The following is a 16,360-nucleotide window of genomic DNA, read 5'->3' on the forward strand; positions in this document are numbered from 1 at the left end:
TTCCTGGGGTGTACAATCAGCAGAAAATAAAGGAAGCAGCAAGGCTGCTTCCTTCTAATGAATATCCCTTTTTAAATAATCTTCGTCACTGTCTGCTGCAGCTTCGGCGCTTCCCTTATCGGCGCCAGCCTTAAGAGCGGCGTTCTCTTTCTCAAGGGATCTGACCTTCCGCTGAAGGGCAAATACCCTGAATACACCTACTAGCCCGACGATGAGGCCGCCCATCAGCACTGAACCGAGGATGACCAGTATAAGCGGCCATTCACTTTCCCCAAAAACATAGTTGACTGTAACAGGATCCACATTAATAACAGCAAATACCGCGACAATAAGTGCAAATAGAATCCCGAATATCAAGGCCCACTGAACTTTCACTCCACATCTCTCCCATCTTTAATCTGGATTGCCAGGATTGTAAGGGTTGATATGCACAAAGACATTATGCACATTTTTCTCCTGCATCAGCTTCTCTTTTACTTCCTTTCCTACCCGGTGCCCCTCTTCGACTGTCATATGGGGGTCTACGGCAATCTTCAGATCTATGATGACATAATGGCCATGCTCCCTTGCATGAAGCTGGTTGATCTCTTTCACTGCCGGAACAGACAGAACTGCTTTCCGCAGCTCTTCCGTATCCTCATCATGAAGCACATGGTCCAAAGTATTATGAATCGATTCTTTGCCGAGTGACCATGCCATTTTTATGACAAGCAGCGAGACCAGCAGCCCTGCAACAGGATCTCCGTATTCCAGCCATCCGATCCCGGCTTTTCCCCCGATGACAGCTGCCCCTATCCCCGCCAGGGCGGCAATGGAGGAATAAACATCAGAACGATGCTCATATGCATTGATGATTAATGCATCGCTATTAAGCTTTTTTCCCAATTTATACTTATAACGAAACATTGCCTCTTTTACAACAATGGAAATAAGGACCGCGGCAATAGCAATAGCCTTGGGCGGCTCGATTGGATGGAAAAAAGCCTCAAAGGAAGATTTGCCGATTTCAAACCCCACAAGCATCAGCAGGACAGCAACGATGATGGCTGCAATCGATTCAGCTTTTCCATGTCCATAAGGATGGTCTTCATCGGGCGGCTGCTTGGCAGCCCTGAGCCCAATATAAACGGCAAATGACCCCGCAATGTCTGAAGCAGAATGGACCGCATCCGCGATCAGTGCACGGCTGTTGGCATAAACCCCCACTCCATACTTGAGGATTGCCAGCACAATATTTCCCACAATCCCGATCATAGCCGCAAATTCAGCCTGTTTAAAACGATCTTTGTTAGTATCCAAGTCTCAACTTCCTTCCCCGCATTTTTATACTTATAGTGTATCCGAAAATCGGCAATCAAAAAGCACTAAAGGGATAAAACAGGAAAAAACACAGGAAAGGTTTTCCTGTGTTTTTTCTTAAGCGGATCAGACCTGCGGCTCGTCTGATGCTTTGCGTTTTACTTTTTCTGTTTTGATTACGCCTTTTTTCTTCAGCTCTTTATTTTTCCATACCAGCCATAGCTGGGATGCAATGAAGAGTGAGGAATATGTTCCGGCTACAAGGCCGATAAGCAGGGCGAATGAAAAGCTGCGGATCGATTCGCTGCCGAAGATGAGCAGACCGACAACCGCGATGACAACCGTAATGACGGTGCTAACTGATCGTCCGAGTGTTTGCCTTAAGCTCTGGTTGACAACATCAGCGATATCATCGAAGGTTTTAAGCCTCTTCTTCTTCTGCATGTTTTCGCGCATTCTATCGAACGTTACGATCGTATCATTGATTGAGTAACCCACAATTGTCAGGATTGCCGCAATGAATGTTATGTCCACTTCAAAGCGGATGATGCTGAAAAGGGCGATGATGAAGAATGCATCATGGAGCAGAGCTATGACAGCTGCAAGCGCCATGTAAATCTCAAACCTGATTGTTACATAAATGATGATGCCGACAGACGCAATCAGCAGAGCTTTGAAAGCATTCTTCGCAAGCTCTTTACCAACGGTAGGAGAGACGGTGCTGACATTCGGCTCCTGGCCGTACACATCATTCATATGAGTCTTCAGCTCAGCAATCTTATCCTTGCCCAGCGGATCGGTGAATCGCGCTACGCCTATATTCTGGTCATCTCCTGAAATGATGATATCATCTGTTTCAAGTCCGACTTTACTGAGTTCTTCCTGAATTTCACTCTTATTCACTGATTGCCCCGCTGTGATTTCAACCCGCGTACCCGCTACGAAATCGATGCCGAGATTAAGCCTGAATACGGATAAGGCGATGATGCCGGCAACAGCCATGGCAATCGAGAAAATAAAGAACTTCCTGCGATGCTTTACAAAATCGAAACGGTCATATTTTGTAGGCAGGTCAAGCGTATCATAGTTTTCAGCAATATCTTTGATTTCACTCTTTTTGACTCCAAACCAAGTAGGCTTTTTCGTAAAGATCCTGCTGTTTACCCATAAGCCAAGCAGCAGACGTGAACCATAGACAGCCGTGATGAAACTGGCCAGAATGCTCAGGATGAGCATGGTCGCAAATCCTTTAACCGAGCTTGTCCCATAGAGGAAAAGCACGACAGCGGCAAGAATGGTTGTGATGTTGGCATCAAGGATTGTGGACAGGGAGTTTTTGTTTCCTGCCTGGAAGGCGGACTTGACTGACTTACCAACCTTCAGCTCTTCCTTGATCCTCTCATAGGTGATGATATTGGCATCAACGGCCATTCCGACCCCAAGAATCAGTGCTGCAATTCCCGGGAGAGTCAGTACACCATTCATCCAATCAAAGACAAGCAGAATCAGATAGATGTAAATTGACAATGTTATAGTTGCAATAAAACCTGGGAATCGGTAAAACGCAATCATGAACAGGAAGATGACCAAAATGCCGATGATACCGCCTGTAATGGTCTTCTGCATGGCATCTTCACCGAACTTGGCACCGACACTGGTGGAATATTCCTCCGTCAGCTCAACTGGAAGCGCCCCCGCCTTCAGCAGGGAAGAGAGTGTTTTTGCTTCTTCAAGAGAAAAATTTCCGACGATTGAAACTGTATCCTGGTTGAATACCTGGCTGACCTGTGGTGCAGAAAGGTATTTTGGATCTTCTTTCTGTGACTCTTCTTTGAAAGAATCGCCTTCTTCATAGTCGAGCCAGATGACCAGCAGGTTATTTGGCGCTCCCATATTGACAATTTCCTGTGTGACTTCCTTGAACTTCTCGGCACTCTTCAGCGTCAAGGAAACGCTTGGCTTGCCGTTTTCATCGAAAGTCTGTTTAGCTCCGCCTTCTACAAGGTCAGACCCATTCATCATTTCACGGTCATTGACATCCCTGAATGACAGATTGGCTTCTGTGGAAAGCATCTCACGTGCCTGGTTTTGGTCTTTTACACCGGCCAGCTGGACGCGGACCCTGTTGTCGCCCTCAATCTGGATGATAGGCTCATTTACACCAAGGGCATTGACCCGGCGGTCGAGGGCCTCAGCTGTGCTGTTTAGCACCTCTTTTGTGGCTTTCTTTCCATCCTTGGTCTTTACATCGTAAAGTACCTCAAAGCCGCCCTGCAGATCCAGGCCGAGCTTGATATTATTCAGTATGTTTTTGGTTGTGCCTCCCATCAGACTGCCGATCAGAATGACAATCAGGAAGAAGGCGACAATCCTGCTGCGCTTTACCATTGTGCTGTTATATCCCCCTTAAACTTCCGGCCCCTGCAGGCATGCCCTCTTTCAGAGCATGCTGCAGCGCCGGGTGCTGCTTGCAATCTTTAAGCCTGCTCCGCTTTACTGCGGGCAGTCTTTTTCTATAAATAGACCGAAAAAACCAACATATCCATTATGAAATAGAATGGAATGGCTGTCAATTTGTCCCTTCATAATAAACTGGCTCTTACATTAAAAAAATGAATTGTACATACCGCAACAGCCGCTTACAATCCTATCCTCACTCAAGCAGCTTCCTTCTGTCTTCCTCACTCAGCTCGCCAAGGCCTTTTCCTTTAAATGCCTCGACTGTCGCATAGCTGAAATAGTCAGCCGCTTTCACTTCCAGGATACCGCCCACTATTTCGAATAGTCTGGCATCTTCATGCGGTTTCCGCCATTTTTTTTCAGTCAGATACCTCCAAAGCTCATCTTCTGCAACAGCTCCATAATTCAGCAGCCGGAATTCCTCGAGCTTGCTTTGCAGTGCAGGCTGAACCTGCCGGCGAAACTTTTCATATACATGGCCTTTCATCACTAGGGCTCCTCTCCCGCAGTTCTATCAAAAATAGAAAAATCAAGAACTTGTCATGCTTTGTCCTAATCGCGGCATATAGTTAATTGTATATGATTATACCTATTTTGAGAAGGCAGGGAACAGGATGTCTAAGTTTTTAAAAGGAACGATTATTTTACTGGCTGCCGGCCTGGTGACAAGGGTTCTCGGATTCATAAACCGTATTGTGATTGCCCGCTTCATCGGTGAAGAGGGTGTCGGCTTATATATGATGGCATTTCCCACTCTGATCCTCGTCATTACAATTACACAGCTTGGCCTGCCAGTTGCCATCTCCAAAAATGTAGCGGAGGCAGAAGCCAGGGGCGATACGGCAAAAATCAAAAAAATACTGGCTGTATCTCTTGCTGTGACCATTTCTCTATCTGCCATTTTCACGCCGGCCTTGTTTCTGCTCGCTCCTATATTGTCTGAAACTCTTTTCACTGACCCAAGGACACATCTGCCCTTGCTGGCAATCGCCCCCATCGTGCCGATTGTAGCTGTTTCTTCTGTCATAAGGGGATATTTCCAGGGAAGGCAGCAGATGAAGCCCGCAGCATATTCACAGGTTCTTGAGCAGATCGTGCGAATCGGGCTTATCGCCTTGCTGACGAAGGCTTTCCTGCCTTATGGCATCGAGTATGCCGCTGCAGCGGCAATGTTTGCATCTGTAATCGGGGAACTGGTTTCACTGGTTTATCTTGTGGCAGCTTTCAAACTGAAGAAAAGGTTCAGGCTGAGAAAAAATTTCTTCGGCTATGTCCAGTCCGGTAAAAGCACCTTCAGCGATTTGATGAAGATTGCTCTGCCGACTACGGGCAGCAGGATGATCGGATCGATTGCCTGGTTTTTTGAGCCTATTGTTGTCTCGCACAGTCTTGCGCTTGCGGGAGTAGCCGCCATCGCCGCCACAAAGCAATACGGGGCTCTGACAGGCTTTGCCATGCCGCTGCTGCTGCTGCCGTCTTTCGTCACCCACTCCCTTTCTACCTCGCTTGTGCCTGCAATCAGCGAGGCCAACTCGAGAAAGGATATGAAGCTGATTGAACACAGGCTCCAGCAGGCACTCCGGTTCTCTTTTATTACAGGGGGAATGGCAGTCGTGCTTCTCTACGTTCTTGCCAGCCCTTTGATGGAGGTTATGTATGGAAGTTCAAGCGGAGACCAGTTCATCAAACTGATGGCTCCTTTCTTTCTGTTTTACTATTACCAGGGACCGCTTCAAGCCACCTTGCAGGCACTCAACCTCGCAAGGGCCGCCATGATCAACAGCCTGATCGGGTCAATCGTAAAAATCGCCGTCATTTTTCTCCTAGCCAGCCAGCCGGCATTCGGCATCAATGGGGTGGCTCTCGGCATCCTGGTCGGCTTTGTTCTTGTCACACTGCTTCATTTCGCAACCGTACTGAAGACCATTTCATTCACTTTTTATATCATGGATTATGTGAAAACCTTTGCTGTCATGGGCCTTGCTGGCTGGGGTGGCCATGCTTCATTCAGCATGATGCCGGAGGAGATGCTTCTGGCCTTCAAGGTTATGATATCCACGCTGATCATGGGCATACTGTATCTGATTTTCCTGCTCATCTTCAGGCTGATTACAAAAGAAGATCTGCGGCGGATCCCGGTCATCGGCCAGCCTCTTTCAAGGCTAGCCTTCAAATAAAAAAATAAAAATGGCGTCCTGAACGCCATTTTTTTGACCATCTTATTTTTCATCGATGGGATCAATATAAAGGTTTCCGTTAGAGTAGCTGCAAAAAGATATCTGCTGTATTTCATCATAGCCTTTTTTCTTCAGCTGTTCTGCCAGCCACTGGCGCGATTTATGGACTGAAGCAAGATTGGCTTCCTGAAGGTTTCCGTCTATGATCAGAGGATGGTCTATGTCGCTGCCTTTCATATTGTCCTTTTGAAACACAGAAAGCTTGCCTGAAGGCTCCAGGATCGCAAATTCGACGTCTGCTATATTTTTAATATCTTTGTCCCGCAGCTGGGTGAGAAGATCATCGAAATTATATCGCTGCTGCCTCATCGTATTTTCATCGATTTTCCCCTGATTGATGATAATAGAGGGCTTGCCGTCCACGATATCCCTGAATTTTTTGCTTTTGAGTGATAGGATGGCCAGAACGATTTGTATAACCATGAGGAGCATCATCGGAAGTATGTTCTTCACCAGGCTGCCGTCAGGATTTTCAATCGCCACCACTGCCATTTCGGCAATCATGATATATACCACTAAATCCAGCACGCTCAGTTCGCCTATTTCCCTTTTGCCCATCAGCCGAAAGATCAGGAGGATGACCCCATATAAAAAAAGTGTCCTCGCAATGATTATCATATATTCCGCCAAAACTGCCTCCTCCTCTTTCATCACATTCCAACATTAGTATGCTTCACGTCCAGGACTGTCATTAAGAAAGCTTTTTCCATTTGGCACTGATGCTTAGCCCCTCCATTCAGGAGGAAAAAGCCCGCTATTATGCTAAATATTTAATTCTAAAAAGCAGCTGCTGCGAATATGCTTGTACTAGGATTTATCGTTTGAAGGGAGAGGAAATCAATGGAAGAATCCAAACATATGGGGAGTGCGGTGCTATACGGGATAGGGAGCATCTTTATCATTGCGATTGCCAGCAGCCTGGTGTTCTCGCTGCTCTTGAAGTTCACTTCAATGGATGAGTCATCCATAAAGCTTCCCGCTGAAATCCTGGCTTTCATTTCACTGTTTGCCGGCGGCTTCATTTCCGGGGGAAAAGGAAAGCAGAAAGGATGGCTGCTGGGGGGGCTGACTGGCGCCATATATACACTGGTCATTTTCCTGTTCCAATATCTCGGGCATGACAGCCTGTTTTCCGCAGAGCAGACCATTTATCATACGTGTTTCCTGCTGGTCTGTATGATGGGCGGGATCCTGGGAGTCAACATGTCTTCAAAGTCAAGGGCAGCATAGATGCCTAAACTGAAACGCAACGGTTTTCTAAAGCCATAAAAAAAGAAGCAGAACAAGGTCTGCTTCTTTTTTTATTATGATTTTGCCAATGTTGTTTCGGCTGCTGCCCGCACTTCCCTGATCGCTGCGCGATCATATGTAAGTCTGCTGCCGTCACCGCATTTGATGACGATCTTATCTTCATCGATGGCATCGACAATGCCATGGAGGCCGCCGATCGTCACAATTTTATCTCCCTTTTTCAGATCCGACTGCATCTGCTGCACAGATTTCTGGCGCTTTTGCTGCGGACGGATAAGAAGGAAATAAAATAAGATGAACATCAGTAATAATGGTCCTAATGTACCTAAAATATCCATTCCTTTTTTTCACCCCTTTCGTGTATCAGAAATTTTTCGCATCCGGTTTATTGAAACCGTAACGTTCGAAAAATTCTTCTCTAAAATCACCCAGGCGATCTTCGCGGATTGCTTGTCTAACCTGTTCCATTAAGTTTACCAGAAAATAAAGGTTATGGTAAGTTGTAAGTCGTATGCCGAATGTTTCGTCAGATTTAATCAGGTGGCGTATATAGGCTCTGCTGTAATTACGGCATGTATAGCAGTCGCAATTTTCATCAATCGGGCCAAAGTCGCGGGCAAATTTGGCATTTTTAACGACAAGGCGCCCGTTGCTGGTCATCAGTGTTCCGTTGCGGGCAATCCGAGTCGGAAGGACACAGTCGAACATGTCGATGCCCCTGATGCTGCCATCAATCAGGGAATCCGGAGATCCAACCCCCATCAGATAGCGCGGCTTATCAGCAGGAAGAAGCGGCGTCGTGAATTCCAGCGCCCTGTTCATGACATCCTTCGGCTCGCCGACAGAGAGTCCGCCCACTGCATAGCCCGGGAAGTCCAGAGATACAAGGTCACGGGCACTCTGCTTCCTTAATTCTTCGTATTCTCCGCCCTGGACAATCCCAAAGAGGCCCTGGTCATTCGGGCGTTCATGGGCATTCAGGCAGCGCTCAGCCCAGCGCGATGTCCGCTCAACTGATTTCTTCATATACTCATATGTAGCCGGATAAGGAGGGCATTCATCAAAAGCCATCATAATGTCAGAGCCAAGTGCGTTCTGGATTTCCATCGCTTTTTCCGGTGAAAGGAACAGCTTATCTCCGTTCAGATGGTTCCTGAAGTGGACTCCTTCTTCTTCAATCTTCCTGAATTGGCTGAGGCTGAATACCTGGAAGCCCCCGCTGTCTGTAAGGATGCTGCCATTCCAATTCATGAATTTATGGAGGCCGCCTGCCTCCTTGATAATATCATGCCCCGGGCGAAGCCAAAGGTGATAAGTGTTGCTGAGGATGATCCCGGCACCCATGCCTGCCACTTCCTCCGGCGACATTGTCTTAACTGTGGCCAGTGTTCCCACTGGCATAAAGACAGGCGTTTCAAATGAACCATGCGGGGTGTGAACCCGGCCGAGCCGCGCCCCTGTCTGTTTGCATGTTTTAATCAATTCATACCGTATTGCTGTCAAGTTATTCGTTCTCCTTCCGTTTCCATGCTAGATGATCAGCATGGCATCTCCAAAGCTGAAAAAGCGGTAGCTTTCCTTCACTGCTTCATTATAGGCGTTAAGCACATTTTCCCGTCCTGCCAGTGCACTGATCAGCATGATCAGCGTCGATTTAGGCAGATGGAAATTGGTAATCATCCCGTCAATTGCCTTGAACTCATAGCCAGGGTAGATGAAAATGCTTGTCCATCCACTTCCAGCCTCGAACCTGCCTTCATTGGCGTCTGCAATCGTCTCAAGTGTACGTGTTGAGGTAGTGCCGACAGTAATGATCCTGCCTCCATTTTCCCTGACCTCATTCAAAAGCCTTGCAGTTCCTTCCGTGACCTGATAGTACTCGGCATGCATACTATGCTCATGGATATCCTCGACACTGACTGGCCTAAAGGTTCCAAGCCCTACATGCAGGGTAATAAAAGCGATATGCACACCCTTTTCCCTGATTTCATCCAGCAGTTCTTCAGTAAAATGAAGCCCGGCGGTCGGGGCAGCAGCCGATCCCCTTTCTTTGGCATACACAGTCTGGTACCGTTCGCGGTCATCAAGCTGCTCTTTGATATATGGCGGCAGGGGCATCTCTCCAAGCTGTTCCAGCACTTCATAAAAAATGCCTTCATAGTTGAATTTCAGCAGCCTTCCGCCCTGCTCTTCTGTACCAGTGCAGACTGCTGACAGTAGGCCGTCCCCGAATTCGATCCTTGTTCCTTCCTTGACTCTTTTTGCCGGTTTAATGAGCGTTTCCCATACATCGCCTTCCTGCTGTTTCAGCAGCAGAACCTCAATTTTGGCGCCGGTCCCTTCCTTGGCGCCGAACAGCCTGGCAGGCAGAACTCTTGTATCATTGAGCACAAGGCAGTCGCCCGGATTCAAATATTCGGGCAGATTTTTAAATGTTTCATGCTGCAATGCTCCATCTTCCTTGTCGAGCACCATCAGCCGGCTGCTCGTTCTATCTTCTAGAGGAGTCTGGGCAATCAGCTCCTCTGGCAAATGAAAATCAAACATTTCTACTTTCATGGTGTTTCACCCTATCTGTTTTTTTAACTCAATTTTATTTTTCCAGTAACAGCTTCAAGCCTCTGGCAGCTCAAGGTTAAGGTGATGGTAGACAAGGTGCGTCACAATCCTTCCCCTTGGGGTCCTTTGTAAAAAGCCGATCTGAAGCAGGTACGGTTCATATACATCTTCGATTGTATGGGATTCTTCCCCGATTGTAGCGGCTATCGTCTCAAGCCCGACAGGACCGCCGCGGAATTTCTCTATAATTCCTCTTAATAATTTATGGTCAATATGATCCAGCCCTAAACGGTCGACCTGCAGAAGTTCGAGAGAATCATGGGCAAGGGCTGCATCAATACTGCCGTCGCCCTTGACCTGGGCAAAGTCCCTTACCCGCCTCAGGAGGCGGTTGGCGATCCGCGGGGTTCCCCGGGATCTCCTGGCAATTTCAGAAGCCGCCAGATCGTCAATGCCTGTTTCAAGGACATCGGCCGTCCTTGAAACAATATTTTTGAGCTGACTCTCATTATAATACTCAAGGCGGCAGAGAACACCAAATCTGTCTCTGAGCGGTGCTGATACTGAACCCGCCCTTGTCGTTGCCCCCACGAGAGTGAATGGAGGGAGATCGAGCCTCACAGACCGCGCACTCGGGCCTTTCCCGATGACGATATCAAGGCAGAAATCCTCCATCGCCGGATACAGCACCTCTTCTATCGAACGCGGCAGCCGGTGGATTTCATCGATGAAAAGAACATCACCCGGCTCAAGCGCAGTCAGTATGGCAGCAAGGTCCCCCGGCCTTTCAATGGCGGGACCGGCGGTTGTCCTGAGATTAACCCCCATCTCATTGGCTATGATGCTGGCCAGCGTCGTTTTTCCAAGACCCGGGGGGCCGTATAGCAGGACATGGTCCAAAGTCTCTCCGCGGATCCGGGCAGCCTGGATGAAGACCTCCAGGTTTTCCTTCACTTTATCCTGTCCGATATATTGCCTCAGAGTCTGCGGCCTCAAGCTCTGCTCAAAGGAGACATCCTGAAGGTCCGCTTCACCTGAAATGATCCGATCTTCCATAAGCTGTATTCACCCCTTGGCTGCCGGGCGCTGCAAAAGGAGACTTCCGTCCTACTTAAGCAGCAGCTGCAAGCCTTTTTTAATATATTCATCTGTTGTAAGCTTCTCTTTTTCCAATGCCGGTTTGATGCGCTTGACCTCTTTTTCCGAATAGCCAAGAGCCCTGAGTGCCAGGATGGCCTCCTCAAGAAGAGCAGCGCTTCCTGTAGCAGCAGGCCTGGCTGCATCAGGATTGAACAGATTGGGAAAGAAGTCCGGAATCGCCTCCTGAAGCTTGCCTTTCAAATCAAGTATCATCTGGCGCGCCGTTTTTTTGCCCACTCCCGGGAATTTGACCAGGAACGCTTCATCTTCGTCCTCAATCGCCTGGACGACCTGAGCCGGCTCTCCGGATGCAAGGATCGCAAGGGCTCCTTTTGGCCCGATGCCGGAAACGTTCAGCAGCTTTGTAAACAGCATTTTTTCCTCACGGGAATGGAAGCCGTATAAAGCGAAAATATCTTCCCTTACATAATGATAGGTGAAAATCTGGATTTCCCCTCCCTGCTTATTTGAATAGCTGAATGGGTTGGGTGTGCTAATCTGATAGCCTAATCCATTATTTTCGACCACTATATATTCAGGGCCGATAAATTCGACCGTGCCTTTTATATATTCAAACAAATGTCTCGCTCCCCAAATTTTCTGTACCTCATTCTATCATACTACAAAGATTTGCCGAAGAAAAAAGTTGCAATTTTCAGGGTTATTTCTATATAATGGGAGAGGTTTTAAAAAATGACTGGGGGTCACCGAATTGAAGAAACTATTATCTCTTTTAGCAATTTTCACACTATTATTTGCCGTTGCAGGCTGCTCTTCAAATGAAGATGAGGGCAAAGAAGAAAAAGCTGCTGAAGAAAAGACAGCTGAACTGAATGATGCTGCTAAATCAAAGATCTATAATAGCGTCCGCATTGCGGAGCTGAAGGTAAACGAAGTATTCAACAAAGAAACCGCTGCTGACGAAGAAACGATCGTCATCAACTCAAGCTTTGCAGATGAAAGCTCTGCATCCGCATTCCTTTCAAAATACTACAGTGAAGATCTGGCAAAAGAAATGTATGCGCACTATGCTACAGACCAGAAATCTGAAGATGGCAAGATGATAGTCAATACTGAGCCGTTCTTCAATCCTTCTTTCCTTGATACAACACAGGAAGACGTTAAGATTGAGGGCGATGCAGACAAAGCCACTGTGACAACTGCCGAAAATGCAGCTTATACAGTGGAAATGCAAGACGAAAATTATGTAATAACAGGCTATGAAAAGTAATGAAGCCGGCCCTGGCCAATTGGACCAGGGCTTTTCTATCTTCACTCTGCTTATGCTACTGGCCGCTTCCGCTTTTTGAATAAGACTGGAAGGCCTCCAGCACCTCCACATACCTGTTCTTCGTCATGATTGGGATGCCCTTTTCAAGCTGTTCCCTTTTCTTGCTTTCAAGCTTCCCTATATCAATCTGAAAAAATGACTGGATGATTCGGCTTTTGTCCGGCCTGCCGTTATAGATGGTCAAAATGCCTTCATCCGTCAATCCAAAATACCCGTTCGATTTTAATAAAGGTGAAATGTCGTCCACCTGCTGGCGGAAAACCATTTGGCCTTCATCCATTTCAACCAGCTGCCATTCGTCATACTTGGACCAGAAATCCTCCAGGGACCACACGGTTTCCTGAATTTCTTCTTCGCTCATTTCCCCGTCGAGATACACTCTCTCCAGTATGACTGAGAGCTCGAGCGGGCCGCTTTCAGATGCACGCACCAGGATTCCTGTTTCTGTACCTGCAATTACAGCAAACCATACAGCTATCAGGAGAAATGAGGCAAGCAGCCGGATTGGATTGGTTCTCATAACAGATCACCCCTGGTTTGGTTTCCAAAACTTTATTTTTATTGTTTCCAGCTTCACATTAAATATGCCAATTTTTTTTAGGGATAATAGGAGCTTCAATTTTAGAAAAACAGCCTCCTCAGCATGGATAACATTAAAAGGAAAGCGACGGTAAATAATATGACGACCAGAATTTTTTCCTGTTTATTTTCTTTTTTCAACTCCTTGTCCTCCCTTTATTTTTTTATGTAAAGAAAAAGCAAAGCCGCAGCTCTGCTTTTTCAAAAATCAGCGGCCATTGCCATTGAGCCTGTGCCTGAGCGAATGGAACATATCCTTGATGTCCAGGTCAATCTGCTCTCTTGGCCCGCCATCCCGCAGGTCATTGTCTATATTGCGGATGCGGCTGAAGGTGCCTTCGTCCGCCACCACTGTACAGGATCTGCCCCGCAGATAAGGGGACACAGCCTGCTGTATGTCCTGCTTTGTCTCCTCTTCCCTGCTGTAGTCGGCCAGATCGACTGCAATCAGGACATCGCTTCCGTAAACGACAGAACGGACGTCTTCCACATTGCTGACGGCTGCTGTTTCATCGCCTATCTTTTCCGCAAGCTGCCCTTCGTAAGCCGTATAATAGGATCTTTTTGCTTCCCTTGTATTATCATCAAGATGCCCGTGGTAGTTGGCATCACTGTGGCTGAAGCGATTATCATGCTGGTAGAAATTCTTATCATAGGCTGCAAGCGGACTGGACGGATTCTTATCCCGGTCCATGCCTGCCCCAAGCGACTCTGTGCGATGACCCGATTCAGAAGCTGTATCTCCGCCGTTTCCTCCCATAGCGCAGCCTGCAAGGCCAAGGCTTAATAATGCTGCAAATGGTACTGCCAGAAATTTCTGGTTCAAGCGGGTGACCCCCTTCGCCAATTTTGAGCTGTGCTCATTAATAGCTTTCCGGCGAAGGTTTGATTTCATCCTGAAAGTTTTGTCCAGCTAATCAGGCAGGTCATTCGCAAGGTCCATCAGCTCTTTGATGAAAGCCTTCCTTTCGGTAAACTGCCCTGCAGTCATATCGAGCAGCTGCCTTGTTTTATAAGGATCGTTGTATGTCCTTTCTCTGACTAATCTGTTCCATTCCCGGAAAATGTCGGAGGGAAACGCCAGAGCAAAAATAAACCCCTTTTTGCTGAGATACGGAGACAAAACATCATACTCTCTCAGCGCTTCGGCAGACCAGCCAATAAACGGCAGGATTCGGTTGGCATATTGAAGATAGTCCATGCATACTGCTCCGATGCTGATTAAATCAAAGTCGATCAAATGGACTTTACCGTTTTCATCCCTAAGAAAATTATGGTGGGCCACATCACCGTGAAGGACTGTTTCATTTTCAGCTTCAAAAAATGCTTTTTCCCGCTCCATGCCTTTCAGGGACCAATCCGCCCAGCCCATCAGCTCTTCAATCATTTCTTTCTGGACGAAAAATTTAACCACTGGCTGATTGTTCAGAAACAGCGCTGCCCTTTCACGCCATTTTTCAATCTGGCTGAAACGCGGCAGGACACGATCATAGCGACCGGCCACCTTCGCAGCTGTTTGGTGGTACCGGCATAACAGTTCAAGTCCGGCACTGCGGTCAGCTTCATCATGATAAGAAAAAGAGTCACCCGGGACAATGTATTTCATGACTCCATAGTAATACATCCCATCATAAAGCGGCTGGACGGATGACACTGTTTCAAAGCTGCAGGCAGAATCAAAACCTTCTTTTTTGAGGGAAGAGGTGAAAGCCTCCTGAATTTTAAGGCGCTGATAAGAGGAATACCCTTTCACCACATACATGTCCTGCCCGGTATCAATCAGCATGACATTGTTTCTGACCGGTGAGAGTTCTTTAACGGGAAAAGGGAGGATTTGGCGTAAATAGGAGAGGAGACGATTGCAATAAGAATCGTCTCCCCAGCTTTTAACCATTAAATTCATAGCTTTCATCGTCAAAGCGCGGCATTCCGAATGCCTGGCCGCCCATCGGGCCATATCCCTGCGGCTGGCCCATGTATGGCGATTGGCCGAAGCCCATCTGCTGTCCATACTGAGGCTGGTACGGGGCTCCATAGCCCATTTGCGGCATGCCCATCCCCATATGGTGCATTCCTGGCTGCATACCATGGTGCATGCCCGGCATCATCTGCGGCATGCCTGAGCCGCATCCGCAGTCATCAGACATTCCCTGGACGCCCTGCTGAGGCATGAGCGGCATCTGGGCTTCGGAAGGCATGAGCGGCATTTGGCTTTGCGAAGGCATTAATGGCATCTGGGCCATAGAAGGAGACTCATATCCCTCCATCGCTCCCTGTACCATAGGCTGCTGAGGATATCCGTATGGCATACCCGGTTCACAGGCACCATAGCCAGGGCCAGGCATTACTGGTGAAACCGGGTGAAGGCAGGCTGGGTATGGAGGAAATGGATATTGCTGCTGCATGGCAGGCATGGTCTGCGTCGGCTGAAGCGGAAGCTGCTGCTGGGACATAGGAGATAATGGCAGCTGCTGCTGCTGATCTGACATTCCCATTACACCTGTAGGCTGGGCATACATCGGATTCGTGTTTGCCATAGGCATAAAAGATGAAGATTCTTCATAATGGTGCTGCATCTGGCCGGCACCTTCCATTCCAGGCATCATGCCGTATGGCATCTGCTGCTGGTATGGCATCTGCTGCTGGTATGGCATGGAAGCCCCCTGAACCTGAGGATAATGGCCAGGTTGCTGATAACCATGCCCCGGGTTCACCGGAGATCCTTGATAATAGTTTGGCTGATAAGGGTACATAGGCTGTTTATAACCTCCTTGCAGCGGCATCTGCGCTGTTTCTGGACTTTCCATCTCAGGGCTTTCTTCACCAGCCGGTTTAATGCCGGGAAGAATATTCATTGGCTTCGGCGGCAGCTGCGGCTGCTGCTTTGGCATGGTGATCGGCATCTGGGCTGCCGGCTCTTCCAGAGGCTTCGGCTTGTATTCCTGTTTCGGCATGGCCTTTGGCTTTGGCTGCGGTTTTGGCTGCGGTTTAGGGGCAGGCATGTTCATCATATAGTAATTGTTGATATCAATATCCGGAATGATCGGCTGCGGCATTTTTGGAACAAAAGGTGCTTTCTGCTGTTCCATCTTTGGAGCCGTCACCTGCGGCTTTGGTGCTTCTTTCTTTGGCTGCGGCGCTTCCACAGCCTGCATTGGCTTTTCTTTTGCAAAAGGATGCTCTGTTGTTGGCATTTCCTTCTTCGCGCCCATATTGATTTTTGCTTCAGGAGACATTCCCATCGGGGCTTCTTTCTTTATACTTCCCCCTGCTGTAGGAACTTTTATCTTCATCCCGGGCATAATCATATCAGGGTTGCTGAGCTGCGAATTCATCTTCTTCAGCTCTTCAAAGTTCACGCCGTACTTCTTGGCGATCTTCCAAAGAGTATCCCCTTTCTGTACGATATGGATCTTCACTCTGATATCCCTCCTATGCATAAGTCCATACATTGTATGACGGAATGGGCAAATTGCTAATCATTATCAAAAAAACTTATGCGGTTCCGGATAAACTTTGCGCCTCAAGCCTTGCAGCGGTGCCA

The 16,360-nt window shown here is 47.8% G+C and carries 17 protein-coding genes; 3 read left to right on the top strand and 14 right to left on the bottom strand.

The window, feature by feature from the left end; all coding sequences use genetic code 11:
* Window positions 1-54 precede the first annotated feature (54 nt).
* The 4 genes from CYJ37_RS14585 to CYJ37_RS14600 all read right to left on the bottom strand — a co-directional run bounded on the left by CYJ37_RS14585 (window position 55) and on the right by CYJ37_RS14600 (window position 4,246).
* Window positions 55-375 carry a LapA family protein gene (locus tag CYJ37_RS14585; protein WP_101550406.1) on the bottom strand — a complete coding sequence of 107 codons (321 nt, stop codon included), beginning with the start codon at window positions 373-375 and terminating at the stop codon, window positions 55-57.
* 18 nt (window positions 376-393) lie between these two features.
* Entirely contained in the window at window positions 394-1,254 is an 861-nt protein-coding gene (locus tag CYJ37_RS14590; protein ID WP_050767321.1) for a cation diffusion facilitator family transporter, read from the bottom strand.
* 171 nt (window positions 1,255-1,425) lie between these two features.
* A complete protein-coding gene (gene secDF, locus CYJ37_RS14595; protein ID WP_009796196.1) occupies window positions 1,426-3,687 on the bottom strand; it encodes a protein translocase subunit SecDF in 2,262 nt (753 codons plus the stop codon).
* Window positions 3,688-3,952: 265 nt separating this feature from the next.
* Window positions 3,953-4,246, bottom strand: a complete 294-nt coding sequence (locus CYJ37_RS14600) for a post-transcriptional regulator (protein WP_009796195.1) — start codon at window positions 4,244-4,246, stop codon at window positions 3,953-3,955.
* A gap of 127 nt (window positions 4,247-4,373) precedes the next feature.
* Between CYJ37_RS14600 and spoVB the strand changes: the two genes are divergently transcribed.
* Complete coding sequence (gene spoVB / locus CYJ37_RS14605; protein WP_009796194.1) at window positions 4,374-5,936, top strand: stage V sporulation protein B; 1,563 nt, start codon at window positions 4,374-4,376, stop codon at window positions 5,934-5,936.
* A 42-nt stretch (window positions 5,937-5,978) separates the two neighbouring features.
* On the opposite strand, the gene CYJ37_RS14610 is transcribed toward spoVB, so the two are convergent.
* Window positions 5,979-6,626, bottom strand: coding sequence for a DUF421 domain-containing protein (locus CYJ37_RS14610; protein ID WP_022544224.1), 648 nt, complete (start codon window positions 6,624-6,626; stop codon window positions 5,979-5,981).
* Window positions 6,627-6,836: 210 nt separating this feature from the next.
* On the opposite strand from CYJ37_RS14610, the gene CYJ37_RS14615 reads away from it, so the two are divergent.
* A complete protein-coding gene (locus tag CYJ37_RS14615; protein WP_009796192.1) occupies window positions 6,837-7,226 on the top strand; it encodes a TIGR04086 family membrane protein in 390 nt (129 codons plus the stop codon).
* 74 nt (window positions 7,227-7,300) lie between these two features.
* Here the strand turns inward: CYJ37_RS14615 and yajC are convergent, their stop codons facing one another.
* The 5 genes from yajC to ruvA are packed head-to-tail and all read right to left on the bottom strand — an operon-like array spanning window position 7,301 to window position 11,525.
* Entirely contained in the window at window positions 7,301-7,585 is a 285-nt protein-coding gene (gene yajC, locus CYJ37_RS14620) for a preprotein translocase subunit YajC (RefSeq protein WP_022544225.1), read from the bottom strand.
* Between the two features lie 25 nt (window positions 7,586-7,610).
* Window positions 7,611-8,750, bottom strand: coding sequence for a tRNA guanosine(34) transglycosylase Tgt (tgt, locus tag CYJ37_RS14625; protein ID WP_009796190.1), 1,140 nt, complete (start codon window positions 8,748-8,750; stop codon window positions 7,611-7,613).
* 27 nt (window positions 8,751-8,777) lie between these two features.
* Window positions 8,778-9,806 carry a tRNA preQ1(34) S-adenosylmethionine ribosyltransferase-isomerase QueA gene (queA, locus tag CYJ37_RS14630; RefSeq protein WP_094766983.1) on the bottom strand — a complete coding sequence of 343 codons (1,029 nt, stop codon included), beginning with the start codon at window positions 9,804-9,806 and terminating at the stop codon, window positions 8,778-8,780.
* Window positions 9,807-9,860: 54 nt separating this feature from the next.
* Window positions 9,861-10,862 (bottom strand): Holliday junction branch migration DNA helicase RuvB, encoded by a 1,002-nt coding sequence (gene ruvB / locus CYJ37_RS14635; protein ID WP_009796124.1) that lies wholly within the window; start codon window positions 10,860-10,862, stop codon window positions 9,861-9,863.
* Window positions 10,863-10,913: 51 nt separating this feature from the next.
* A complete protein-coding gene (gene ruvA, locus CYJ37_RS14640; RefSeq protein WP_009796123.1) occupies window positions 10,914-11,525 on the bottom strand; it encodes a Holliday junction branch migration protein RuvA in 612 nt (203 codons plus the stop codon).
* A 133-nt stretch (window positions 11,526-11,658) separates the two neighbouring features.
* On the opposite strand from ruvA, the gene CYJ37_RS14645 reads away from it, so the two are divergent.
* On the top strand, window positions 11,659-12,177 hold the full coding sequence (locus CYJ37_RS14645) for a hypothetical protein (protein ID WP_009796122.1): 519 nt from the start codon (window positions 11,659-11,661) through the stop codon (window positions 12,175-12,177).
* A gap of 55 nt (window positions 12,178-12,232) precedes the next feature.
* Here the strand turns inward: CYJ37_RS14645 and CYJ37_RS14650 are convergent, their stop codons facing one another.
* From CYJ37_RS14650 to safA, 4 genes are all read right to left on the bottom strand, one after another.
* Complete coding sequence (locus CYJ37_RS14650; RefSeq protein ID WP_009796121.1) at window positions 12,233-12,757, bottom strand: intercompartmental signaling factor BofC; 525 nt, start codon at window positions 12,755-12,757, stop codon at window positions 12,233-12,235.
* 267 nt (window positions 12,758-13,024) lie between these two features.
* On the bottom strand, window positions 13,025-13,642 hold the full coding sequence (locus CYJ37_RS14655) for a YhcN/YlaJ family sporulation lipoprotein (protein ID WP_022544228.1): 618 nt from the start codon (window positions 13,640-13,642) through the stop codon (window positions 13,025-13,027).
* Between the two features lie 87 nt (window positions 13,643-13,729).
* Entirely contained in the window at window positions 13,730-14,719 is a 990-nt protein-coding gene (locus CYJ37_RS14660) for a phosphotransferase (RefSeq protein WP_069358531.1), read from the bottom strand.
* Window positions 14,703-16,235: a SafA/ExsA family spore coat assembly protein gene (gene safA, locus CYJ37_RS28095; protein WP_142385272.1), complete on the bottom strand. Its 1,533-nt coding sequence runs from the start codon at window positions 16,233-16,235 to the stop codon at window positions 14,703-14,705. Before safA ends, CYJ37_RS14660 begins: the two co-directional genes overlap by 17 nt.
* Window positions 16,236-16,360 lie beyond the last annotated feature (125 nt).

Source organism: Bacillus sp. UMB0728, assembly GCF_002858875.1.
In the GTDB taxonomy this organism is placed as follows: domain Bacteria; phylum Bacillota; class Bacilli; order Bacillales; family Cytobacillaceae; genus Bacillus_AB; species Bacillus_AB infantis.